This is a genomic window from Magnetospirillum sp. WYHS-4, from assembly GCA_039908345.1.
Classification (GTDB): Bacteria; Pseudomonadota; Alphaproteobacteria; order Rhodospirillales; family GLO-3; genus JAMOBD01.
On the sequence record JAMOBD010000070.1, the window covers coordinates 1 to 23687 of the forward strand.

Annotated in this window: 23 protein-coding genes and 1 pseudogene; 8 read left to right on the top strand and 16 right to left on the bottom strand. The window is 66.2% G+C overall.

Annotation, left to right across the window (positions count from 1 at the left end; genetic code table 11):
* Nucleotides 1-198: 198 nt before the first annotated feature.
* Nucleotides 199-330 (top strand): annotated as a pseudogene (locus H7841_15655) (Txe/YoeB family addiction module toxin).
* A gap of 12 nt (nucleotides 331-342) precedes the next feature.
* On the opposite strand, the gene H7841_15660 reads toward H7841_15655, so the two are convergent.
* From H7841_15660 to H7841_15670, 3 genes are read right to left on the bottom strand one after another with little or no spacing between them, the layout of a single operon-like run.
* A complete protein-coding gene (locus H7841_15660) occupies nucleotides 343-2448 on the bottom strand; it encodes an EAL domain-containing protein (GenBank protein ID MEO5338306.1) in 2106 nt (701 codons plus the stop codon).
* Between the two features lie 18 nt (nucleotides 2449-2466).
* Nucleotides 2467-3087 carry a chemotaxis protein CheC gene (locus H7841_15665; protein MEO5338307.1) on the bottom strand — a complete coding sequence of 207 codons (621 nt, stop codon included), beginning with the start codon at nucleotides 3085-3087 and terminating at the stop codon, nucleotides 2467-2469.
* Nucleotides 3080-3451, bottom strand: a complete 372-nt coding sequence (locus H7841_15670) for a response regulator (GenBank protein ID MEO5338308.1) — start codon at nucleotides 3449-3451, stop codon at nucleotides 3080-3082. Before H7841_15670 ends, H7841_15665 begins: the two co-directional genes overlap by 8 nt.
* A 189-nt stretch (nucleotides 3452-3640) precedes the next feature.
* Here H7841_15670 and carB point away from each other — a divergent pair, with 189 nt between their 5' ends.
* Both carB and greA read left to right on the top strand, forming a co-directional pair.
* Nucleotides 3641-6889 carry a carbamoyl-phosphate synthase large subunit gene (carB, locus tag H7841_15675; GenBank protein MEO5338309.1) on the top strand — a complete coding sequence of 1083 codons (3249 nt, stop codon included), beginning with the start codon at nucleotides 3641-3643 and terminating at the stop codon, nucleotides 6887-6889.
* 80 nt (nucleotides 6890-6969) lie between these two features.
* Nucleotides 6970-7443 carry a transcription elongation factor GreA gene (gene greA, locus H7841_15680; GenBank protein MEO5338310.1) on the top strand — a complete coding sequence of 158 codons (474 nt, stop codon included), beginning with the start codon at nucleotides 6970-6972 and terminating at the stop codon, nucleotides 7441-7443.
* 477 nt (nucleotides 7444-7920) lie between these two features.
* Here the strand turns inward: greA and H7841_15685 are convergent, their stop codons facing one another.
* Entirely contained in the window at nucleotides 7921-8223 is a 303-nt protein-coding gene (locus H7841_15685) for a type II toxin-antitoxin system RelE/ParE family toxin (GenBank protein MEO5338311.1), read from the bottom strand.
* 4 nt (nucleotides 8224-8227) lie between these two features.
* Nucleotides 8228-8509, bottom strand: a complete 282-nt coding sequence (locus H7841_15690) for a hypothetical protein (protein MEO5338312.1) — start codon at nucleotides 8507-8509, stop codon at nucleotides 8228-8230.
* 250 nt (nucleotides 8510-8759) lie between these two features.
* Between H7841_15690 and H7841_15695 the strand changes: the two genes are divergently transcribed.
* Nucleotides 8760-9524, top strand: coding sequence for a replication initiation protein (locus H7841_15695; protein MEO5338313.1), 765 nt, complete (start codon nucleotides 8760-8762; stop codon nucleotides 9522-9524).
* Between the two features lie 201 nt (nucleotides 9525-9725).
* On the opposite strand, the gene H7841_15700 is transcribed toward H7841_15695, so the two are convergent.
* From H7841_15700 to H7841_15710, 3 genes are all read right to left on the bottom strand, one after another.
* Nucleotides 9726-10052: a rhodanese-like domain-containing protein gene (locus H7841_15700; GenBank protein ID MEO5338314.1), complete on the bottom strand. Its 327-nt coding sequence runs from the start codon at nucleotides 10050-10052 to the stop codon at nucleotides 9726-9728.
* Nucleotides 10053-10122: 70 nt separating this feature from the next.
* The gene (locus H7841_15705; protein MEO5338315.1) at nucleotides 10123-10767 is read right to left on the bottom strand and encodes an SCO family protein; all 645 of its coding nucleotides are present in this window, start codon (nucleotides 10765-10767) and stop codon (nucleotides 10123-10125) included.
* Nucleotides 10768-10870: 103 nt separating this feature from the next.
* Nucleotides 10871-11380: an Lrp/AsnC family transcriptional regulator gene (locus H7841_15710; protein MEO5338316.1), complete on the bottom strand. Its 510-nt coding sequence runs from the start codon at nucleotides 11378-11380 to the stop codon at nucleotides 10871-10873.
* Nucleotides 11381-11523: 143 nt separating this feature from the next.
* Here H7841_15710 and trxB point away from each other — a divergent pair, with 143 nt between their 5' ends.
* Entirely contained in the window at nucleotides 11524-12471 is a 948-nt protein-coding gene (gene trxB, locus H7841_15715) for a thioredoxin-disulfide reductase (protein MEO5338317.1), read from the top strand.
* Nucleotides 12472-12490: 19 nt separating this feature from the next.
* Nucleotides 12491-13387 (top strand): LysR family transcriptional regulator, encoded by an 897-nt coding sequence (locus H7841_15720; protein MEO5338318.1) that lies wholly within the window; start codon nucleotides 12491-12493, stop codon nucleotides 13385-13387.
* A gap of 266 nt (nucleotides 13388-13653) precedes the next feature.
* On the opposite strand, the gene H7841_15725 is transcribed toward H7841_15720, so the two are convergent.
* The 7 genes from H7841_15725 to petA all read right to left on the bottom strand — a co-directional run bounded on the left by H7841_15725 (nucleotide 13654) and on the right by petA (nucleotide 21145).
* On the bottom strand, nucleotides 13654-14334 hold the full coding sequence (locus tag H7841_15725; protein MEO5338319.1) for a nucleoside phosphorylase: 681 nt from the start codon (nucleotides 14332-14334) through the stop codon (nucleotides 13654-13656).
* Entirely contained in the window at nucleotides 14331-16268 is a 1938-nt protein-coding gene (gene shc, locus H7841_15730; protein ID MEO5338320.1) for a squalene--hopene cyclase, read from the bottom strand. The genes H7841_15725 and shc overlap by 4 nt, the downstream gene beginning before the upstream one ends.
* A gap of 104 nt (nucleotides 16269-16372) precedes the next feature.
* Nucleotides 16373-17605, bottom strand: a complete 1233-nt coding sequence (gene hpnE, locus H7841_15735) for a hydroxysqualene dehydroxylase HpnE (protein ID MEO5338321.1) — start codon at nucleotides 17603-17605, stop codon at nucleotides 16373-16375.
* A complete protein-coding gene (gene hpnD, locus H7841_15740) occupies nucleotides 17602-18462 on the bottom strand; it encodes a presqualene diphosphate synthase HpnD (GenBank protein MEO5338322.1) in 861 nt (286 codons plus the stop codon). Before hpnD ends, hpnE begins: the two co-directional genes overlap by 4 nt.
* 87 nt (nucleotides 18463-18549) lie before the next feature.
* Nucleotides 18550-19326 (bottom strand): cytochrome c1, encoded by a 777-nt coding sequence (locus H7841_15745; GenBank protein ID MEO5338323.1) that lies wholly within the window; start codon nucleotides 19324-19326, stop codon nucleotides 18550-18552.
* A complete protein-coding gene (locus tag H7841_15750) occupies nucleotides 19326-20576 on the bottom strand; it encodes a cytochrome b/b6 (protein ID MEO5338324.1) in 1251 nt (416 codons plus the stop codon). Before H7841_15750 ends, H7841_15745 begins: the two co-directional genes overlap by 1 nt.
* Before the next feature lie 14 nt (nucleotides 20577-20590).
* Nucleotides 20591-21145 carry a ubiquinol-cytochrome c reductase iron-sulfur subunit gene (petA, locus tag H7841_15755; GenBank protein MEO5338325.1) on the bottom strand — a complete coding sequence of 185 codons (555 nt, stop codon included), beginning with the start codon at nucleotides 21143-21145 and terminating at the stop codon, nucleotides 20591-20593.
* Between the two features lie 179 nt (nucleotides 21146-21324).
* On the opposite strand from petA, the gene H7841_15760 reads away from it, so the two are divergent.
* Nucleotides 21325-21789 (top strand): tRNA (cytidine(34)-2'-O)-methyltransferase, encoded by a 465-nt coding sequence (locus H7841_15760; GenBank protein MEO5338326.1) that lies wholly within the window; start codon nucleotides 21325-21327, stop codon nucleotides 21787-21789.
* Here H7841_15760 and H7841_15765 read toward each other — a convergent pair.
* Nucleotides 21786-22424, bottom strand: a complete 639-nt coding sequence (locus tag H7841_15765; protein ID MEO5338327.1) for an AMP-binding protein — start codon at nucleotides 22422-22424, stop codon at nucleotides 21786-21788. The genes H7841_15760 and H7841_15765 overlap by 4 nt on opposite strands.
* Before the next feature lie 56 nt (nucleotides 22425-22480).
* Between H7841_15765 and H7841_15770 the strand changes: the two genes are divergently transcribed.
* Entirely contained in the window at nucleotides 22481-23443 is a 963-nt protein-coding gene (locus tag H7841_15770; GenBank protein MEO5338328.1) for a hypothetical protein, read from the top strand.
* Nucleotides 23444-23687 lie beyond the last annotated feature (244 nt).

The window sequence follows — 23687 nt, forward strand, 5'->3', positions numbered from 1 at the left end:
ACCACCACGAAACCCCCACCTGAAACCCCGCCACCCCGGAATGTAGTGCTAACAAACCCGTGCCACTCCGTAACAGTCTGTTACAGAACAGCTTTTTCTCGGGCACTGTTCAAGTTGGGATAGGCAAGCCTACCACAATTATCATAGCCCAGCCTGACGGGTCCAGATTCATCGGGAACTGAAAGCCGTCGGAATGCGGAGCCCCTGAAGGGCAGTCTGTCCGGCTGGTGGTCGCGACGCATCACGGGCGAACATCGCCTGGTCTATCGGGTCACCGGGACCGGTGATATCCAGCGCCTGGAGATCGTCCAGTGCCGGTATCACTATTGACCGGTGGGCCAGCTACTTCGCCAGCCAGCGGGCGGCGGCCTCGGCGGGCGGCAGGGGGGCGCCCAGATGGTAGCCCTGGGCCTCGTCGGCCCCCGCTTGGCGGACCGCGTCCATTTGCTCTGCGGTCTCGACGCCCTCGGCGACTACCCGTGCTCCCAGGCTCCGCCCCAGTCCGACCAGGGCGGCCAGCATGCTGTCTCCGGGCTCGCCGGTGACGAAGACGGGCGCCACCTTCAACTGGTCGACCGGGTGGCGGCGCAGGTGCTCCAGCGATGAAACCCCGGTGCCGAAATCGTCCACCGCCAGCCGAACTCCGAAGGAATGCAGTTCCTCCAGCACGCTATGGGCTCGGTCGGCGGCCAGCCGCAGGGCGGCCTCGGAGAATTCCAACTGGATCAACCACGGGTCGATGCCGCTTTCCGCCAGGATATGGCGAAGGGTCGGCAGCAGCAGGCGATGGCAAAGCTCGGCCGGCGACAGGTTCACCGCCACCCGCGGCACGGCCAGGCCGGAATCCAGCCAGGCCTTCAACTGGGTGCAGGCGCGCTTGAGCACCCAATGGCCGACCGGTACGATCAGGTCGGTATCGCGCACCACGGGGATGAAGTCCTTGGCTTCCAGGAAGCCGCGCATGGGGTGGTTCCAGCGCATCAAGGCTTCCAGGCCGTTGAGCCGGTTGCCGCGCACGTCGATCATCGGCTGGAAATGCAGATCGACATCCGGGCCCTGCAGGGCTCGGCGCAGATCCTTTTCCATGCCCTTGTGGGCCTGGACTTCGGCGTCCAGTTGCGGGACGTAGAACTGGTAGGTGTTGCGGCCCTTGGCCTTGGAGCGGTAGAGCGCCAGGTCGGCATGTTTCATCAGCTCTTCCGGTGTGCCGCCATCGCTGGGGAAGATGGCGATGCCGATGCTGGTGCTGGTCTTGACTTCGTGGCCTTCCAGTTCGAAGGGGGTGGAGAGCTTGGCGACGATGGCTTCGGCGACCGTCCCGGCGCCGTCGGCGTTGTTCAGGTTGGTGAGGATCACCGCGAATTCGTCGCCGCCCAGACGGGCCACGGTGTCGCTTTCGCGCACCGCGCCGACAATCCTTCGGCCCGCCGCCCGCAGAAGCACGTCGCCGACATGGTGGCCCAGCGTGTCGTTGACTTCCTTGAAGCGATCGAGGTCGAGCATCATCAGGGCGAAAGGTTTGGGATGGCGCTTGGTCTGGGCGAACACCTGTCCCAGGCGTTCGCGGTAAAGAACCCGGTTGGGCAGGTCGGTCAGGCTGTCGTAATGGGCCAGGTAATGGATGCGGGCTTCCACCTGCTTGCGCAACGTGATGTCGCGCGCCGTCATGACGAACAGGCTGCGTCCGTCCATGCCCATTTCGGCCAAGCTGAGTTCGAGGGTGATGGCCGTGCCGTCGTGGCGCTGGCCGGTGCATTCGTGGACTCCCTGGGCGGCGGTCAGTCGGCGCCAGATGCCCTGCGGCGGCACCCGCGACCGGGCCGCCGAATCGGACATGTCCTGCCACTGCACCAGATTCTCCACCGCCGAACCCAGCAGGGTCGGGGCGGCGCAGCCGAAAACCCGCTCGGCCGCCGGATTGCACGTGACGATCCGGCCTTCCTCGTCGAAGGCGACGATGGCATCCAGGGCACTGTCGACGATGGCGCGGATGCGCAGTTCGCTCTGGCGGTGGTTGTCGGCCAGGGCCTGCAGGGTGCGGGCCTGCTGACGCAGCATCTTCTCGCGGGCGGCGGCGTCGGAAACGTCCAGCACCTGGATCAGGCAGTGGCGACGGTCCATCGCGTCGGTCACCACTTTGACCATCACCATCTGTTCGATGGGGCGCTGCCGCTGCCGTCCCTTCAGCGGAAAGAGCATCGGATTGAGGGCTGCGGTCAGCAGGGAGGACAGGCCCTTGGTCAAGGTGTTGTCGATGGCGGCGGGTACGCGGGTGCCGACCAGGCTGGGGAACAGTTCCTCGACGGTCCGGCCGACGGCGGTGACGGCGCCGATGCCGGTGCCGCGGGCCAGCCAAGCGTTCCATAGCTCGATGCGGCGATCGGGGCCGATCACCGCAAGGCCGGTATCGGTGGCATCCAGGACCTTGGCAAAGACGGGTTCGTTCATCGCCGCCTCGGGGCCAAATCAGGACATGAAGTTCTTGACGTAGGCGTCGACCAAGTCGCCGAAGCGCTGCGCCGAGGCCACATCCAACATCAGGAGGACGTAGCCGTCGATGTTACTCTTCTTGAGTTCGAAGTCGACCTCGACCAGCAGGGCCCAGTCGCTATCGGCGCATTTGCCGACCGCGTCCTGCAGGATGGCCGACCCGGTACCGGAAAGATAGACGGGCAGGGAACTGTCGATCTCCAGCCCCAGAAGGTTGGCCAGGGTGCCGAGCGAGGCGTTGAGCACGATGTTGCCCACCTCGGTGAGGGCTTCCTGCTCCAACTCGGTCAGGGATTCCAGGGGCACGGCCTCGCCGATCATCAATCGCACCAGCGCGAGGCTCTTGGCTTCCGGGAAGATCAGCATGGCATTGCCGGAGAAGGCGCCGACGAATTCCTGCATGACCGCGCAGGCAACGCTGCCGGCCTGCTTCTCGATCATGCGGGCGGCCTCGCCGCAGGTGGTGAAAATCACCTCGGGGACGGAGAGGGTGACTTCCTCGTCTACCAGGGCGTTCAGTGCCGCCGCCGACTTGCCGATGGCGATGTTCAGCATTTCGGTGATGGCGGCGTGCTGGAATTCTGTCAGGTCATCCATGGCTGGCCTCGGAGCGGGTGAAGAACTCCAGGAGGGTTTCGGGCCTCAGGGGCTTCTCGATGAAAGCGGCGCCCAAAGCCGCCGCCCGGTCGCGCACCGGCTTTTGGATGTTGGCGGTCACCATGGCCAACGCACTGTCGGGGAAATGTTCCTTCAGGCGGGCCGCGACCTCCAGGCCGCTCATGCCGGGCAGTCCGACGTCGACCAGCAGGACGTCGAAGCGGTCCCGTGCCGCCATGGCCAGGGCGTCCTCGCCGTTCTGGGCTTCGGCGATCGTCCAGTCGGGACGCAGTTCGGCGATCACCATGCGCAGCATCAATCTTGCGACCCGGTTGTCGTCCACCAGGAGGACCGATTTGCTCACGCTTGCGATCTCCTTCGCCGAAAGGGACTCCCTTTCTACAGCGGCTCGGCGAGAATTGCCACCCGGTTGACGCGGTGCCCGCCGGGCGCGGGCGTGCTCCGTCCCGCCCGCACCGCCGCGATTTTGGACGCCTGGCGACGATGCGCCGGCTTGACCGTGGGCGAAAAGGCGGGCTACTAAGACGCCGTCATGCCCAAACGCACAGACATCCAGTCCATCCTGATCATCGGCGCCGGCCCCATCGTGATCGGCCAAGCCTGCGAATTCGACTATTCGGGTGCCCAGGCCTGCAAGGCCCTGAAGCAGGAAGGCTACCGGGTGGTGCTGGTCAATTCCAACCCGGCCACCATCATGACCGATCCCGGTCTGGCGGACGCCACCTATATCGAGCCCATCGTCCCCGAATTCCTGGAACGGATCATCGAGCGCGAGAAGCCCGACGCCGTGCTGCCCACCATGGGCGGCCAGACGGCGCTGAACGCCGCCATGGAACTGGACCGTTCCGGCTTTTTGAAGAAGGCCGGGGTGGAACTGATCGGCGCCAACGCCGCCGTGATCGCCAAGGCGGAAGACCGCCTGCTGTTCCGCGACGCCATGGAAAAGATCGGGCTCGCCTGCCCCAAGAGCCGCCTGGTCAAGACCATGGAAGAAGCGCGCGCCGCCGCCGATGCCATCGGCCTGCCGCTCATCGTCCGGCCGTCCTTCACCCTGGGCGGCATCGGGGGCGGCATCGCCTACAACCGGGTCGAGTTCGAGCAGATCGTCGCCGGCGGCCTGGCCGCTTCCCCCGTGCACGAGGTCCTGGTCGAGGAATCGGTGCTGGGCTGGAAGGAATACGAGATGGAGGTCGTGCGCGACGGCGCCGACAACTGCATCATCGTCTGTTCCATCGAAAACGTCGATCCGATGGGCGTCCATACCGGCGATTCGATCACCGTGGCGCCTGCGCTGACGCTCACCGACAAGGAATTCCAAATCATGCGCGACGCCTCGATCGCGGTGCTGCGCGAGATCGGGGTGGATACCGGCGGCTCCAACGTGCAGTTCGCCATCAATCCGGACAACGGCCGCATGGTGGTGATCGAGATGAACCCGCGGGTGTCGCGGTCCTCGGCGCTGGCCTCGAAGGCCACCGGCTTTCCCATCGCCAAGGTGGCTGCCAAGCTGGCGGTCGGCTACCGCCTGGACGAACTGACCAACGACATCACCGGCGTGACCCCGGCTTCCTTCGAGCCGACCATCGACTACGTGGTCACCAAGATCCCCCGCTTCACCTTCGAGAAGTTCCCCGGCACCCCGGCGCTGCTCACCACGTCCATGAAGTCGGTGGGCGAGGCCATGGCCATCGGCCGCACCTTCCAGGAATCCCTGCAAAAGGGCCTCAGGTCCATGGAAACCGGCCTGACCGGACTGAACCCGCCGGACCTGGGGGACGACACGGGCGACCTGGATGCCGTGATGAAGCTGCTGTCCCAGCCCCGTCCCGACCGCCTTCTGGTCATCGCCCAGGCCTTCCGGCTGGGGGCCGGCGTCGAGGAGGTGCGCATCGCTTCCCGCTACGACCGCTGGTTCCTGGAACAGATCAAGGCCCTCGTCGATACCGAGGAAGCCATCCGCAAGAACGGCCTGCCGCCCGACGCGCCGGGCATGCTGCGCCTGAAGAAGATGGGCTTTTCCGATACCCGCCTGGCGGAGCTGTCGGGCAAGACTCCGGCCGATCTGGCCAACCGGCGGCGCATGCTGGACGTGCACCCGGTCTACAAGCGGGTGGATACCTGCGCCGCCGAGTTTCCGTCGCGCACCCCCTACATGTATTCGGCCTACGAGGGCGACGGAGTGAATGCCCCCGAATGCGAGGCCGAGGTTTCCGCCCGCGCCAAGGTGGCGATCCTGGGCGGCGGTCCGAACCGCATCGGCCAGGGCATCGAATTCGACTACTGCTGCGTCCATGCCGCCTACGCGCTGAAGGAGGCGGGGTTCGAGACCATCATGGTCAACTGCAACCCCGAAACGGTGTCCACCGACTACGACACCTCGGACCGCCTCTATTTCGAGCCCCTGACCGAAGAAGACGTCGTCGAACTGATCCGCAAGGAACAGACGGCCGGCGACTTCCGGGGGGTGATCGTGCAGTTCGGCGGCCAGACGCCCTTGAAGCTGGCGGCGGCGCTGGAACGGGCGCGCATCCCCATCCTGGGCACCTCGTACGACGCCATCGACCTGGCGGAAGACCGCGAACGCTTCCAGGTCCTTTTGCACAAGCTGGGGCTGCGCCAGCCGGCCAACGGCTTGGCGCGTTCGGTCGAGGAAGCCGTCGATGTGGCCATTCGCATCGGCTATCCCCTGGTCATCCGGCCGTCCTACGTGCTGGGCGGGCGGGCGATGGAAATCGTCCACGACGTCCAGGCCCTGATGCGCTACATGAAGACTGCCGTGAAGGTGTCGGGCGACAGCCCGGTGCTGCTGGATTCCTACCTGCAGGACGCCATCGAGGTGGATGTGGATGCGCTGGCCGACGGCACCGACGTCTATGTGGCCGGCGTCATGCAGCATATCGAGGAAGCGGGCATCCATTCGGGCGATTCCGCCTGTTCCCTGCCCCCCTATTCCCTGAGCGAGGCCACGGTGGCCGAACTGCGCCGCCAATCGGTGGAACTGGCCCGCGGCTTGAACGTGGTGGGCTTGATGAACGTGCAGTTCGCGGTCAAGGGCGGCGACATCTACGTCCTGGAAGTCAACCCGCGCGCCAGCCGCACCGTGCCCTTCGTCGCCAAGGCGACCGGCGTGCCCATCGCCAAGATCGCGGCCCGCGTCATGGCGGGCGAGAAGCTGGCCTCCTTCGGCCTCAAGGAAGCGCCGGAGATGGCCCATATCGCGGTCAAGGAAGCGGTCTTCCCCTTCGCCCGCTTCCCCGGCGTCGACGTCATCCTGGGGCCCGAGATGAAGTCCACCGGCGAGGTGATGGGGCTCGATACCGATTTCGGCCGCGCCTACGCCAAGTCGCAGGTGGGTGCCGGTTCCAAGCTGCCGGAAGGCGGCGCGGTCTTCATTTCCGTCAAGAAGCGCGACAAGGCGGCCGCCGCCCAACTGGCCGGCCGCCTGGCGGCGCTGGGCTTCAAGCTGCTGGCCACCGACGGCACGGCGCAGTTCCTGCGCGACACCGGCCTGGAGGTGGCGGAAACCCTCAAGGTCGCCGAAGGCCGCCCCAACTGCGAGGATGCCATCCTGTCGGGCCAGGTGCAGTTGGTCATCAATACGACGGAAGGCGCCAAGGCCATCGCCGACAGCTATTCGATCCGCCGCTCCGCCCTGATGAACAACGTCCCCTACTACACGACCATGACGGCCGCCTCGGCCGTCGTCAGGGCCCTGGAAGCGGTGCGCGGCGCCACCCTTGCGGTAGCTCCGCTGCAGTCGTATTTTAAGAGCACGTTCTAGCACGCATTAAGCGGGGATGGTCCGGGCCTCCCCCTCGGAGACCCGGCGGAAGTTTTGTCTTTCCGATTGGGAGGGAGCCGATGGAAAAGATTCCGATGACGCCCGAAGGCCTGGGCCAGCTCGAAGACGAACTGCGCCGCCTGAAGTCCATCGAACGGCCGGCCGTCATCAAGGCCATCGCCGAAGCGCGCGAACACGGCGATCTGTCGGAGAACGCCGAATACCACGCGGCGCGCGAGCGCCAGAGCTTCATCGAGGGTCGCATCGTCGAACTGGAAGACATCATCAGCCGCGCCGATGCCATCGACACCACCAACATGACCGGCCCGGTGGTGCGCTTCGGGGCCTGGGTGATGCTGGTGGACGAGGATTCCGAGAGCGAGACCGAGTACCGCATCGTCGGTTCCCACGAAGCCGACATCAAGAACGGCCGCCTGCCGGTCACTTCGCCGCTGGCGCGGGCCCTGGTCGGCAAGCATATCGGCAACGTGGTCGAGGTGACCACCCCGGGCGGCCACAAATCCTATGAGATCGTCGACGTGCGGTATAACTGACGGCGGAGGCGGACGGAACGGCGCGGCTCTTCACTCCCCCCGCATCCTGGCGGTTTTCGAGGACGAGAAGGCCCTTTCCCGCTCTCCCACAAGGGCGAGGGAGGGGAGCGAACCGCCCGGGAAGCCCCTCCTCTCGTGGATTTGGGGGGGAAGGCCATAATGAGAACTGCTGACGGGGGATAGGGCTTTTGCCCGGTCGTCGCCGGCTGTGCTATACTTCGCCCCGTGGTCATTGAGCCAGGAGAACGGCAATGGGCTATGCCGACAAGATTTCGCGGGAGGTCGAGGCCCTGCCTCGGGAGCAGCAGGCCGAGGTCCTGGCGTTCGTCGCGCCCACCTGAAGCAGCGGCAATCCGCGTTTCCCGTCCCCACCGAGGAGCAGTCCCGCCGCAAGGACGAACTCCTGGCTCTTTTCCGCCGCCACGCGGTAGACCTCGCGGGCTTCGTGTTCGACCGCGAGGAGCCAAGTCGTGGCCGTCAACCTTCCGGGCCGAACGCTTCGAGCAGGTTCCGGGCACCGTGAATGATCCGGAGAACGATGACGCCGGACCTGGTGGGCTTGTAGAAAATCAGGTAGTTGCCGACGGGAAAGGTCCGCACGCCGGACCCGAAGGCCTCGCGCAGCCGGCCCATTTCCGAACTGGCCGCGATTTCCCGGCACTTGTCCTTGATGCGATTGATGAAGCGTTCGGCTTCCCGCTTGTTGTCCTTCGCGATGTACCCGCCGATCTCGGCAAGATCGTGCAAGGCGCCGCTGGTATAGCGAGGGCGGGGAGGCATGGAATCAGCGGGTTACCTTGATGCCGAGCTTGGATTCGAGGTGCGCGAAAACGTCTTCTTCGTCCAGCACGTTGCCCGCCTCGACATCGGCCAGACCTTCCTGCACCTTCGCCCGCGTTTCGAGGAAATAGGCGGTATCCTCGACCGACAGCTTTTCGACGTGCACGGCATAGACCGCCCCCGCCTCGCTTCCTTCCAGCGCGGCGACAAGCTCCCTCGGGAGCTTTTCGGCCTGAATGGCGAGGGTGGCGCTTTGGCGCATGGCAACGGCCTCCTTGGTGATCATGGCCGCATTCTACCCCCCATGCCGATTTTATGCCATCCCCCCGCAAGCCCCCGGTTCCTTCCCCTTTTTCGATCCGCGGCAGCATCCCTGTTTGCTGCTGTTTATATGTTTGTCTGTTTGAGGGAGCGTCAAACCCCTTATTTTCCAGGCCTTTCCGCGCGCGATTGGGACGGAAGGGGGGCGAGTTGGGGACGGATTCGCGCACCTGTCCCGATTACGCCATCCTATCAACGATCTAACCCCGCCCCCCATGACCCGCCAAGTCGTCGTCGCCAAGATCGACCGGGAAAAGCTCGTCGTCACCCAGGCCAACAAGCTGGCGGAAGCCAGCTACTTCATGACGCTGGAGGAAAAGCGCGTCGTGCTCCTCATGGTGTCGCTGGTCCGCCAGGAAGACAGCGACTTCAAGACCTACCGCATTCCCATCGCCGACATCCGCGATTACCTCGGGCTGCGCACGAACAAGCTCTATGACGACATCAAGCGCGTGCGCGAGGTGATGAACGCCAGGACGATATCATCCCTCGTCTCGTTATCGCGCGAAATGACCAGGGCGGGACGGAGCTTGGCGCCGGAAAGGTCCGTGAAGGGAAACGTGACGAAGACGATACTGCCGAATTCAAACATTGCGCTCTTTGATATCGGCCAGGGTGTAGATATCCGGCTCGTCCTTCAGCCAGTCGAAAGCGCCGCCTTCCTGTGCCATGCGGGCAATGGGGAATTCTTCAGCCTCGACTTCCTCGAAGACGACGCGCACATGCTGGCGGGGCTTGATGCCCCGTCGCGTCATTTCCGCGAAGACTTGGCTGGCTTCGATATTCTCAAGAACCTGCTTCATGGCGGCATGGTACACGATTGGGGGGCGGCCGTCATGGTCAACCTGCCCGTTGGCGTATCGCGAATAGCGACCCGCTCGCTCACCCATGCGTCCACCTCGGACAACGGCTACGCGCAATCGGAACCATCGTCTTCCCGGTGCTTCCCCGGCAAGAAAAATGGCCAAGCCATTTGGTGAGCGCGGATGGGATCGAACCATCGACCTACTGATTAAAAGAGTGCGCCGACCCGTTCAAAAGATACCGGCGGCCGCCCGAGCTTGCCCGCTCCCGGGACCGCTTGCGGAAGCGGCTTTGGCCGCAGTCGTCCGGACTGACCTCGAAGACGGGCGCACCAGATATTTTCCTCGCCTCCACCGGCACGGAAAAAGGATGCGGGCTCAGTAGGTATTCATCGAGGGATCGACACGCTTGGCCCAGGCGTCGATGCCGCCGCGCAGGCTGGTGGCCTGCCGGAAGCCCATGTTGCGCAGCCAGGCCATGACATGCAGGCTGCGCACCCCGTGATGGCAGATGACCACCAGGTTCTCGTTGGCCGGCAGCCGTTCCAGGTGGGCGGGCAGTTCCCGCATGGGGATGTGCAGGCTGTCCTTGAAGCCGCAGACCGCCACTTCCCAGGGTTCCCGGACGTCCAGGATGCGGTGCGGCACCCCGTCCTTGGTCATACGGTCCAGGTCTTCGACGTCGATTTCTTGAGGCAGGGACATTGCGGGTCTCTCGGTCTTGGCGCCGGTGGGGTTCAGATAATTCGGGATGCGCCCGGATGCAAGGGGCGGATCATTTGGCGGCCAGCAGGTCCCTGAGCCGGGCCGCCATTTGTTCGGGGGCGGTGCCGTGGGGAAAATGGGCGCGGAAGGCGCCGTCGGGCCCCATCAGGTAGGTGATGGCGCCGTGGTCCATCAGGTAGTCGTCGGGCCCGCCGCCCGGCTGGGCGACCTTGGCGTAATAGACCCGGAACTTGCGCGCCGCGTCGACGACCTGCTCGTTGGTGCCGGTAAGCCCCACCAGGCGCGGATGGAAATGACCGACGAACTCCTTCAGCTTCTCGACCGTGTCGCGTTGAGGGTCAACCGAAATGAAGAGGGGGACGATCCGCTCCGCCGCCGGTCCCAGGATATCGAGGGCCTGGGCCACGGTGGACAGGTTGGTCGGGCAGACGTCCGGGCAGAAGGTGTAGCCGAAGAAGATCAGCATGAAGCGGCCACGGTAGTCGGCATCGGTCACCGCCCGGCCGTCGTGGTCGGTGAGGGCGAAGGGGCCGCCGATGGCCGGGGCCTTGGCCGGCCCCCCCACCACCTCGACCTTCAGGCCGCCGCCCGTCGTCGCCTGTTCGGCCGGGGGCGCGAGCCAGCGCTTGCCGGCCAAGGCGACCACCAGCAGCACCACGACCAGGGCGCCGTAGACCACGATCCGGTTCTTCATGTTCAAGGCTCCGCGCTTGTTTTTATTTCGAGGCCGACCGACACCGCCCTCGCGGAAACCCGGCAGAGGCGATTCTCTAGCATCGCCGGGTCCAGGGAGCAAGCTAATCGGCCGCTTCGTCGGCCTCGGCTTGGACCGAATCGAGGTCGATGGGCACGCCCGGCTCGCTCTTCGACGTGCGGATGGACAGCGCCGACTTGACGTGGCTGACGTTGGGGGCCGCGGTCAGGCGGGTGGTGAGGAAATGCTGGTAGGCGTCCCAGTCCCTGGCCACCACCTTGAGCAGGAAGTCGGTCTCGCCGGCCAGCATGTGGCATTCGCGCACCTCCGGCCACTGGCGGACCAGGGACTCGAAGGAATCGAGATCGGCTTCCGCCTGGCTGCTCAAGCCCACCTGGGCGAAGACGGTCACGTTGAAGCCCAGCGCCTTGGCGTCCAGTTGGGCGTGGTAGCCGCGGATGTAGCCGGCTTCCTCCAGCACCCGCACGCGCCGCAGGCAGGGCGGCGCCGAAATGCCGGCCCTTCTTGCCAGTTCCACGTTGGTGATCCGTCCGTCGGCCTGCAGATCGTGCAGGATGCGCCGGTCGATGCCGTCCAGTTTGACCCTGGGCATGGGCTCCTCGTCTCCCCGAAAAAACTCGCGCAACAATATTACAATTGAAATTTAATTACAATGCCTGTCGCGGGGGCTTCTTGCATCGCGGCATGGGGCTCCTTATCCTGGCGGCGTCGCACTGATCGTAAGGGGGCCCATCCATGTCCACCACGCATCGCACCAAGGTCCTGATCGTCGGATCGGGCCCGGCCGGCTACACGGCGGCCATCTACACCGCGCGCGCCAATCTGAAGCCGCTGCTGGTGCGCGGCATGCAGCCGGGCGGGCAGATGACCATCACCACCGATGTCGAGAACTTCCCCGGCTTCGCCGAACCCATCATGGGCCCCTGGCTGATGGAACAGATGCAAAAGCAGGCCGAACACGTGGGCGCCGCCCTGATGGAGGACGTGATCGTGTCTGCCGACCTGTCCAAGCGTCCCTTCGTCCTGACGGGCGATTCGGGCGACGTCTACACGGGCGACACCCTGATCGTCGCCACCGGCGCCACCGCCCGCTGGCTGGGGCTGCCGTCCGAAGACCGCTATCGCGGCATGGGCGTGTCGGCCTGCGCCACCTGCGACGGCTTCTTCTACAAGGGCAAGGACGTGGTCGTGGTGGGCGGCGGCAATACGGCGGTCGAGGAAGCCATCTACCTGACCAACTTCTGTTCCAAGGTCACCCTGGTGCACCGCCGCGATTCGCTGCGCGCCGAAAAGATCATGCAGGACAAGCTGTTCGCCAACCCTAAGATCCAGGTGGTCTGGGACAGCGTGGTGGACGAGATCCTGGGCGGCGGCATGCCGCCGGGAGTGACCGGCGTGCGCCTGAAGAACGTCAAGACCGGGGCCACGTCCGAGGTCAAGGTGGACGGCGTCTTCGTCGCCATCGGCCATTCGCCCAACACCGACCTGTTCAAGGGCCAGCTGGACATCGATGCCGAAGGCTACATCGTCACCCGGCCGGGCCGCCCGCTGACCAATATCCCCGGCGTCTTCGCGGCCGGCGACGTGCAGGACAAGCATTACCGCCAGGCGGTGACGGCGGCCGGTTCAGGCTGCATGGCGGCGCTGGAAGCGGATCGGTTCCTCGCCCTCAACGGTCACTGAGCGGAAAGGCGGAGCGGCCATGGACTGGGACAAGCTGCGCATTTTCCACGCGGTCGCGCAGGCCGGCAGCTTCACCCATGCGGGCGAGGTGCTGAACCTCAGCCAGTCGGCGGTCAGCCGCCAGGTCGGCGCCCTGGAGGACAGCCTGGGCGTGCCGCTGTTCCACCGCCACGCCCGCGGCCTTTTGCTCACCGAGCAGGGCGAGATGCTCCATCGCACCGCCCGCGAGATGGTCTCCAAGCTGGGCATGGCGGAAGCCCGCATCAAGGAAAGCAAGGACCGTCCGCAGGGTCGCCTGCGGGTGACCACCACGGTGGCCTTCGGATCGGTCTGGCTGACCTCGCGGGTCCGCCAGTTCCTGGAACGCTATCCCGATATCGAGTTGTCGGTGATGCTGGCCGACACCGAACTGGATCTCGCCATGCGCCAGGCCGAGGTCGCCATCCGCATGACTCCGGCGACCCAGCCCGACCTGGTGCAGCGCCGCCTGATGACCATGACCTACCACGTCTTCGCGGCGCCCGATTATCTGAAGCGCTACGGCATGCCGCGCTGCGTCGCCGATCTGGACAAGCACCGAATCGTCGTCTACGGCGACGACACCAAGCCGCCGGTGGAAGGCCTCAACTGGCTGCTCGAAGCCGGGATGAAGGATGGAGAACGCCGCCGTCCGGCCCTCAAGGTCAACAGTTCCTACGGGATATTCCGCGCCGTCCAAAGCGGCATCGGCATCGGCGGCCTGCCCGACTACATGAGCCGCGAAGCCGGCAACCTGGTGGAGATCCTGCCCGAACTGAGCGGGCCGACGTTCGACGCCTATTTCGTCTATCCGGAGGAACTGCGCAATTCCAAGCGCATCGCCGTGTTCCGCGATTTCCTGATCGAGCAGATCGAGAAGGACGGCCAAGCCGGCTGAGTCATGCGTTTTCCGCATGCCTGTCCTGTTGGATTGTCTATTGTTCGCAACTGCAGCAAACCGTTATACAGGCCAACAGATGATGCTGCATTGCAGCAACACGGCCGATCCTGATCGGCTTCGGGCGCGAGCCCGATACCGGGGTCCGTTCCTCCCCCCTTTGTTTGGAACGGATTCCAGCGTCTCCCAGACGTGAAGCCTCCCTGTTAAACTCGCCGGCCCCTCGGGGCCGGCTTTTTTTTGGTTTATCCGGAACAGGGGCCGATCTAATCCGCCCCCAGCCGCCCGCCGCTCAGGCGGACGGCTTCTTGCAGGGTCTTGAGGGCGAGGGCGTTTTCCCGGCCCAGCAGGACCAGGGACGGGATGTCCCAGGGGCGGCAGAGGGCCTCGTAGGCCGCCTTCCAGGGATCGACCGTGCCGTCCGCGGCCACCAAGTCCGTCACCCAGGAGGGTATCGCCCGCCCGGCGGGATCGGCAATCGCCCTGAGGACCAGGAAAGACAGACCGTATTCGGCCGCCACCGCCGCCACGGCGTGGCTTTCCATGTCGACGGCCAGGGCACCCGTCTCGGTGCGCAGTTCCTTCTTGCGGGATGCCAGGATCACCGGGCCGTCACGACCCAGGAGACTGCCCGGCAAGGCCGCCAAGCCGCCGCGGGCCAGCTTGGCGGTCAAGCGCTTGCGCCAGCGGGCATCGGCTTCCACGCGCCGGCCGCCGGGCAGCACGACGGCATCCGCCGCCAGCAGGGCGCCCGGTTTCAGGACGGGATCGAGGGCTCCGGCCACCCCGAAACTGACCAGCGCGGTGCAGCCGGCATCGACCAGACCCAGGGCTTCGCGATAGGCCTTGTCGGGGCGGGCACCGCTCACCCCCACCCGCAAAGCATCGCCCTGCGGCAGGCAGGCCGCCTCGCTCGCCATGCCGACGATGACGCCCAGCCTGGTCACAGGCCGTAGGGGGTGGTCTTGGAGTTGGACTGGCGCAGGTTGCGATAGCGCGCCAGGGCCCATAGCGGGAAGTACGCGCTGTAGCCGTGGTAGCGCAGGTAGAAGATGCGCGGGAAGCCGACGGCGTTGTAGAAGGTTTCCTCCCACTTGCCGCCGTCGCGCGGCGCCTTCAACAGAAACTCGATGCCCCGCTTGACCGCATCGCTTTCCACCTCGCCGGCCGCCATCAGGCCCAGCACCGCCCAGGCGGTCTGGGAGGCCGTGCTGGCCTTGGCCTCGTCCTTGCGGTGGTCCCAGTAGGTGGCGCAGTCCTCGCCCCATCCGCCGTCGGGACGCTGTCGGGCCTTCAGCCAGTCCACCGCCTTTCGAACCGTCGGCGAATTCGCATCCTCGCCGGCGGCGTTCAGGGCCGCCAGGGCGGACCAAGTGCCGTAGATGTAGTTCGTCCCCCAGCGCCCGAACCAGGAACCGTCGTCTTCCTGCTCGCGCTTGATGTAGTCGATGCCCCGCGCCATGGCCGGGTCTTCCGGCTTGTAGCCCAACTGGGCCAGGAAGCCGACGCAGCGGGCGCTCACGTCCACCGTGGGCGGGTCCAGCAGCGCCCCGTGGTCGGCGAATGGGATATGTTCCAGGAAATAGTATTCGTTGTCGGCGTCGAAGGCGCCCCAGCCGCCGTTGGCGCTCTGCATGCCTTCGACCCATTCGGCGGCGCGGTCGATGTTCTCGCGGCTGGCGTGCTGGTCGGCGCGATGGAGCGCCATGCCCACCACCGCCGTGTCGTCCACGTCCGGGTAATAGTCGTTCCAGTACTGGAAGGCCCAGCCGCCCGGCCGGATGTCGCCGCGATTGGCGGTCCAGTCGCCGCGCACCGAAAGGATCTGGCGGCCGCGCAGCCATTCGCAGGCCTTGACGAGGCGCTCGTCGCCCGGCGCGACGCCCGCTTCCATCAAGGCATGGGCGGCCAGGCCGGTATCCCAGACCGGCGACAGGCAGGGCTGCACGTAGCCCCAATCGCCCTTGACGGTCACCAGCTTGTCCACCGACTGCCGGGCGATGGCCCGTTGGGGATGATCCTTGGGGTAGCCGAGCGCGTCGTAGAGCATCACCGCATTGGCCATGGCGGGGAAGATGGCGCCCAGGCCGTCCTCGCCGTTCAGGCGCTCCTCGATGAAGCGGAGCGCCTTGTCCACCGCCTTTTGGCGCAGGAATTCGGGGAACAGGGGTTCCATCAGGCGGCCGATGCGATCGACCGCCAGCAGGATCTCGCCCAGCCAGTGGCCGGTGGGATTGCTGAGGTACTTGCCCTCCTTCTCGGGAGGCGTGACGAAAAGTTCGGCCAGATCGACGCCGCGTGGGTTGCGGGCCCGGGGCTTCATGGAGGCGAGCGCCAGCAGCGGCACCATCACCGTGCGCGACCAGTAGGACACCTTATCCATGTGGAAGGGCGACCACTTGGGCAGCAGAAGCGCTTCCACCCGCAGCACCGGCACCGCCCGCCAGGGTACCTGGCCCCAGAGCGCCAGCGCGAAGCGGGTGAAGACGTTGGCGCGCGCCGCCCCGCCCCGTTCCAGGATCGCTTCGCGTGCTTTCTTCATGTGGGGCGCGTCGCGGGAATCTCCCACCAAGCGCAAGGCCAGATAGGCCTTGACCGAGGCGCTCATGTCGAAGTCGCCGTCGTGGAACAGCGGCCAGCCGCCGTGGCGGCCCTGGATGGCGCGCAGGTAGTTGGCGAGCTTGGCCTCGGTGGCGTCGTCGATCTCGGCCAGGTAGTGGTTGAGCATGATGTATTCGGCGGGAATGGTGGCATCCGCCTCCAGCTCGTAGACCCAGTGGCCGTCCGGCTTCTGGTCAGCCAGCAGCCAAGCAGCCGCCTCAGAGATGGTTCTATCCAGCAAGCGGTCGGCGGTCGAAGTCTTCCCGTCGTCGTCCAACATGGTCATCGCCCCAGATCGGCCCCGTCCACCGGACGGGTTTCACGATGTTGCATTGCAAAAATTGCCTTGATGGGCGAATTGAATGGGCCTGTCTTCCCGCCTTGTCAAGGGCGGAGAAGATCGGCGGCCCGGTGGCCGGAGCGGATGGCGCCTTCGATGGTGGCCGGCAGTCCGGTGGCGGTCCAGTCGCCGGCCAGCACCAGGTTCGGCCAGGAAGTGGTGGGACCGGGCCGGCGGGCGACCTCTTCCGGGGCCTGCAAGAAGGTGGCGCGTTTCTCCTTGACGATGCGCCAGGGCGGGATCTGCGCCGCGCCGATATCGAGGGCGCGGGCCACTTCCGGCCAGATCCTCGCGGCGATGGCTTCCGCCGGTTCTTCCGCCAGGGCGTCGGCGGCGCTGACGGTCACCGACGCCACGTCGCCCCTCACGAAGACCCATTGGGCGATGCCGCCCACCAAGCCGATCGGACCCGTCTCCGGGCCGGGCCGGCGCAAGCGGAAATGGGCGTTGACGATGGCGCGGCTGCCCCGCGGCACCATAATCCCCGGCAGCAGGTCGGCGGCGGTCCAGGACGGCACCGCCAGGACGACGCAATCCCCTTCCGCCAGGATGAGAGGCCCTTCGGCGAATTCCAGGGACGCCACCCGGCCCGCGCCGCAGGACAGGCCCTTGAGCCGGCGGTTGAAGCGCACCTCCGCCCCCCGCTTCGCCAGGAAGGCCAGCGCCGGATCGACGAAGGTCTCCGACAGGCCCCGGCGAGCCGTGCGGGGCCGGCAGGCGGCCTCGCCGCGCCCGAAGGTTTCCAGCAGCACCGGCCAGAGCAGGTTCGCCGCCCCCTCTTTTGCCGAAGCGTTCAGGACGCCGATGGCCAAGGGTTCCCAGAAGCGGCGGAAGGCGGGCCGGGCGGTATCCAGGCATTCGGCCACCGTGGCTCCCGGCCGCCGCAGGCGGAAACTCTGCAGGTAGTCGCCCGGGGTCGTTCCGGCCACCCGGCGGGAGGGCGAGAATATCCACCAGGGCAGGGGACCGCCGTTGGGGCGGACGGTCCAGCGTTCTCCTGTCTCCAGGTCCAGGAAGGGGAATTCCGCCCGCTCCGGTCCCGCCAGTTCCCCGCTGGCCCCGGTTTCCGCCAGGAATTCCGCCACCGATCGGTTGCCGCTGAGCAGCAGATGGTTGCCGTTGTCGATGCGCCGGTCCAGGGTCGTGTCGTGGTAGGACCGGCAGCGCCCCCCGGCCTGCCCGGCCGCTTCGTGGACGACGACCGGCACCCCTTGCCCGGCCAGGCGCACCGCAGCCGCCAGCCCGGCCACCCCGGCGCCGACCACATGGACGGTCACAGCCCCAGGACTCCGTAGCGGAAGGCGACCCAGAGCTTTTCCGCCTTCGACAGCGTCACCGGACGGCCCACATCGGACCAGCCCCGGCGCAGCAGGGCGCCGTAGGTGCGGCGGTAGACCTCCATCATCATGCGGGCCGGGCGCATGGTCTTGCGGTCCAGGCGGGCCAGCAGGGTCTCGCCTTCCTGGAAGCGCCGCCCGGCAATCTCGGCCAGCAACGCGCAAACCAGGGGAAGCTGCGGGTGGCGCAGCACCGCGTCCAGGTCCCTGACATCGTGGATGCCGTGGGCCGCCAGGACGTCCAAGGGCAGGTAGAGACGGTCGCGTTCCGCATCTTCCGCGATGTCGCGCAGGATGTTGGTCACCTGCAAAGCCTGGCCGATGGCGAAGGCCACGGGATCGCCCGCCGTCGCTTCGAGGCCGAAGATGCGGTTGGACAGCCGGCCCACGGCGCAGGCCACCCGGTCGACGTAAAGATCCAGTTCCGCCATGTCGCGGATGCGCACGGCGGGCGCGGCATCCATCTCCATGCCGTCGACGATGGCCCGGAAGTCGGCCTTGGCTAGTCCGAAGCGTTCCACCGGCCCGGCCAGGGCGCGGGCGACGGGGTGGCGGGGCTGGCCGCCGTAGAGCCGTTCGATTTCGCCCCGCCATTGTCCCAGACGGACGAGCTTGTCGGCCGGATCGCCCGGCTCGTCGGCGATGTCGTCCACCTCGCGGCAGAAGGCGTAGACGGCGAACATGGCGTCGCGCCGGGCCGGCTCCAACACCCGCATGCCCCAGAAGAAGGACGTGCCGGACCGCCGCACCACGGCGCGGACATGATCCATCGGATCGGCGGGGGACGGTTCACTCATGGCCCCTGGATACACGAGATGACGGCAAGCGAAAAGGCCCCGGAAATCTCCGGGGCCTTTCCTTGGTCTTGCGTGGTCGCGGACGGCCTAGTGCAGGTCCGCCCAGATCTTGCGCTTCAAGGCGTACATCATGCCGGTCAGCACGATCAGGAACAGCAACGTCTTGATGCCCAGGCGCTTGCGGTCCTCCATCTCGGGGGACGAAGTCCAGGCCAGGAAGGTCGTGATGTCCTTGGCGTACTGGTCCAAGGTGGTCGGCGTGCCGTCCTCGTAGGAGATCACGCCTTCCATCAGCGGCGGCGCCATGGCGATCTGATGGCCGGGGAAGTACTGGTTGTAGCTCATGCCCGACCCCAGGGTAACGCCTTCCGGGGCTTCCTCCTTGTAGCCGGTGAGCAGGGCGTGGATGTAGTTGGCCCCGCCCGGACGGGAACGGACGATCAGCGACAGGTCGGGCGGCAGGGCGCCGCCGTTGGCGCTGCGCGCCGCGTTGTCGTTGGCGAACGGTGGCGGGAAACGGTCCGCCGCGACGCCCGGCCGCTTGCGCAGTTCGCCGTTGACGATGAAGTTGCCTTCATCGTCGGGGCCGGCGACCACTTGGTAGCCGGCAGCCACCTCCTTCACCTGGTCCTCGGTCAGCCCGATGGCTTGCAGGTTGCGGAAGGCGATCAGACGCAGCGAGTGGCAATTGGCGCAGACTTCCTTGTATATCTGGAACCCGCGCTTGAGGGCCGGCCGGTCATAGGTCCCGATCAGGCCGTCGAAAGCCCACTTCTGGACCGGCGGCTTGGGGGCGTCGGAGGCGTGGGCCGAACCGAAACCGAGGGTCAGCGCCGCGATGGCGCCGAGAACGATCTTGCGCATTAGCGGGCCTCCTTCGACACGGCGGCGCTGATGCTTTCCGGCACCGCCTTCGGCTTCTCGATCATGCTCAGCACCGGAATGATCACCAGCAGGTGCAGGAAGTAGTACGCGGTTCCCGCCTGGCCGATGGGTATCCACATGCCTTCCGCCGGCTTGCCGCCCACCACGCCCAGCAGGATGCAGTCCAGGAAGAAGATCCAGAAGAACTGCCTGTAGAGCGGACGGAACTTGGCGCTGCGCACCTTGCTGCGGTCCAGCCACGGCAGCACCGCCAGCAGCAGGACGGAAGCGAACATCGCGATCACGCCGCCCAGCTTGGCCGGGATGAACAGGATGTCGAAGGTGATGGCGCGCAGGATCGCGTAGAACGGCAGGAAGTACCATTCAGGCACGATATGCGGCGGAGTGACCATCGGGTTGGCCGGGATATAGTTGTCCGGCTCTCCGAAGAAGTCGGGAGCGAAGAAGACGAAGAAGAAGTAGAAGATGAAGAACAGCCCGGCCCCGTACAGATCCTTGATGGTGTAGTACGGATGGAAGGGGATGCAGTCCTGCGGACCCTTGATGTCGATACCCAGCGGATTGTTGGACTTGTGGACATGCAGCGCCCACAGGTGCACGAACACCAGGGCGAAGATCACGAAGGGCAGCAGGTAGTGCAGCGAGTAGAAGCGGCCCAGCGTCGGGTTGTCGACCGAGAAGCCGCCCCACAGCCACACGACGATATGTTCGCCGACCAGAGGCACGGCCGAGAACAGGTTGGTAATCACCGTGGCGCCCCAGAAGCTCATCTGGCCCCAGGGAAGCACATAGCCCATGAAGGCGGTGGCCATCATGGCGAGAATGATCATCACGCCGATGATCCACAGCAATTCGCGCGGTGCCTTGTAGGAGCCGTAGTACATGCCGCGGAACATGTGGATGTAGACCGCGATGAAGAACATCGTGGCCCCGTTCATGTGCAGGTAGCGGATCAACCAGCCGTAGTTGACGTCGCGCACGATGCGTTCGACGGAATCGAAGGCCATCGAGGTATGCGCCGTGTAGTGCATCGCCAAGATGATGCCGGTGACGATCATGACCACCAGGACGAAGCCGGCCAGGGAGCCGAAGTTCCACCAGTAGCTGAGGTTCTTCGGCGTCGGATAGCCGGACCCGACCGAATCATCGATGAAGCTGATGATCGGCAGGCGGTATTCGATCCAGCGGATAATGGGGTTCTTGAATTCGCGCGTGGTTCCGGAAGACATTGGTCGATCCCCCCTCAACCGATCTTGATGGCGGTGTCGCCGGTGAACTCGTAGGGCGGGATTTCCAGGTTCTTCGGGGCGGGACCCTTGCGGATGCGGCCCGAGGTATCGTAGTGGGAACCGTGGCAGGGACAGAACCACCCGTTGAAATCGCCCTTGCTGTCGCTGGACTTCTGGCCCAGCGGGATGCAGCCCAGGTGGGTGCAGACGCCCAGCATGACCAGCCATTCGGGCTTCTTGACCCGCTTGGCGTCGTCCTCGGGATCGGCCAGGGTCTTGACGTCGACCTTCTGGGCGGCCTCGATTTCCTCGGCCGTGCGCTTGCGGATGAACACGGGCTTGCCGCGCCAGACCACCGTGATGCTCTGCCCGTCCTGGACGGGGGTGAGATCGACCTCGGTGGAGGCGAGGGCGAGCACGTCGGCCGCCGGGTTCATCTGGTGGACCAAGGGCCAAGCGGCCAATGCCACGCCGACGGCCCCGACCGCACTGGTGGCGAGCAGCAGAAAGTCCCGCCTGCTCTCGCCCGACTCCGGCTTCCCGGAGGCTGTGGATGCCATATCCGTCATGAAAATCCCCTCTGTTAGGTGAGCCCCCGAAGGCTACCAGCACGTGTCACAGACGGCTCTTCCAAAGTGGAAAACCAAGGCATGGGTATAATGCAAACGGGGCGGGTTGGGAAGGCTCGATATCACGGCTTTCTAATATATAGTTCGGCCTAATCGTGGGCCGAGAGAAGGAGGCTTCCATGCGGTTGGTGCTGTACGAACCCGACATTCCGCAGAACGCCGGCACGCTCTTGCGTCTCTCCGCCTGCCTGGGGCTGGGGGTGGACTTGGTGGAGCCCTGCGGTTTCCTGATTTCCGACCGCCATCTGCGTCGCGCCGGGATGGACTACCTGGGCCGGGCGGAACTGGTCCGGCACGCTTCCTGGACCGCCTACCTGGAAACAAGCCCCGCCGGGCGGCTGGTGCTGCTCACCACCCGGGGCGACATCGCCTATCCGGACTTCGCCTTCCGCCCCGACGATCGGCTGATGGTGGGACGGGAGGGCGGCGGGGTGCCGGAGGGGGTCCATGCGGCCGCCGCCGCCCGCTTGGTCGTTCCCATGGTGGCTGGCGTGCGCTCGCTCAACGTCGCCGTGGCCGCCGCCATGGTCCTGGGGGAGGCCTTGCGGCAGACGGGTCGGTTCCCGACCGAAGAAAAGGGCTAGGCGGACGCGATTTTCCGCAAGGCGGCCCGGTCGAGTTTGCCGAGAGCGGTGCGGGGCAGGGCAGGGAGGAGGCGGACCAAGCGGGGGCGTTTCGCGCCGTCGATGTGTTCGCGGCACCATCCCAGCACGACATCCTCGGATACCTCCCCCACCACCAAGGCCGTCACCAAATCGCCCCAGACCGGGTCCGGCCGGCCGGCGATGGCGGCTTCGCGGACGCCCGGGCAGGCGGCAAGCCGGCGTTCGACCTCTTGCGGATGGAAGGTTTCGCCGCCGGTGGTGAGAGCCTCGTCGGCCCGACCCAGAACCCGGAGGTTGCCTTCCGCGTCCAGCCGTCCCAGGTCGCCGGTGGGGAACCAGCCGCCGTCCTCGAGGCCGACCCCCTCCCGACCTTCCGGGTTGGCATAGCCGACCATCACCGCCGGCCCGCGCACCCGGATGCGGCCGTCCGAACCGATCGCCACCTCGAAACCGTCCAACGGCTTGCCGGCCAAGCCGGGTTGCCAGTCGGCTCCCACCTCGGGCAGGGTGGCGAGCTGGGAGGCGGTCTCGCTCATGCCGTAGGTGACGGCCAAGGGCCAGCCGGCCTCGCGCCCCCGCCGTGCCAAGTCGCCGTCCAGGGCGGCGCCGCCCACCAGGACCCGGCGCAGGCGGGCCGGCGGCGGCCGGTCTGGAGGTTCCGACCTTTCCCATGGCCGCCCCGGCGCCGCCGAAGAGGACGGACGGCTGGTCCCGGATCTGGCAGCGGTTCCTGGACGATCTGCGGCCGGCCTGGTTGCGGCTGTTCCAGTCCCGTTTCCTGGGACCGGTGGCGGAGTTTCCCCAGACCCGGCTGGACTGGCTGCTGACCGTCTCGCCCATGGACGACCAGGTCCTGAACAACCTGCGCATCCTGCGCAGTTTCCTGCCCGAGGTGACCCGCACCCTGCGCACCGACATTCCCCGGCTGCGCCGGGAGCTGCTGCCGCCGGTCAGCGGCTTCATGGAGCGGTTTCCCCAGGCGGCCGGGCAGATCCAGGGCGAGGCGCGCCTGCGGCAGGTGGAGGCACGCCTGGACATGCTGCACAAGGCCGGCCTGGAGATGATGGCCCTGGAGCAGTTCACCACCAACGAAAACATCCTGTTTTCCAACGCCTGCATCCACGAGCTGGACGACCTGTCCGCCCTGCTGGATACCGGGGAGGGTGGCCGGCCGGTGTATGTGGAGCTGTTGCAGCGTTCCCTGGCGGAGGCCCGGCAGCTGGGCCGGGAGGTCCTGGCGCTGCGGCAGTCCATCGAGGAGAACTTCCGCAACTATTCCGCCCAGACCCGGCGCTATTGCAGCGAACTGAATCAACTGCTGTTCCGCATCAAGATGGACGGCTTCGAGTTGCGCCCCGGCGGCCCCCAACCCCCCGGGGGCGGACGGGGCACCGGCACCCGCTATTTTCTGGAGCGGGCCTCCGCCCGCACCACCACCATCCTGACCGCCCTGGACAAGGTGGAAAGCCGCTGGCTGGACCCGGCGGAGGCCATCGTGCTGGAACTGCGGGATCTGTGCAACCAGGCCCGACAGCTGCGGGACAACGCGGTGCGGGTGTTGGATGGCAAGGCGCCCGGGGCGGCCGGGGGTGATGGTGGAATGGATCGTGCTGGAATGGATCGTGCAACATAACACGGGGATTGCATCCGGCCGGATTGTTCGGGTTTAATGCGCCCATGCAGGGCCTGGACGGGCGGGGACCGACCGGGAACGGAGGCAAGAACAGATGTCGGATGGGGGGGGGGGATCCCTTCGTCCGGGCAGGTCGCGAAAGTTGGGAGCGCGGTCTTCGCGGCCGGGATCATCCAAACACATGAGGGTCGTGCGATGCCTGCTGGAAATGTCCGAATCGATCTGCTGGCCGGGGAAAAAGTCA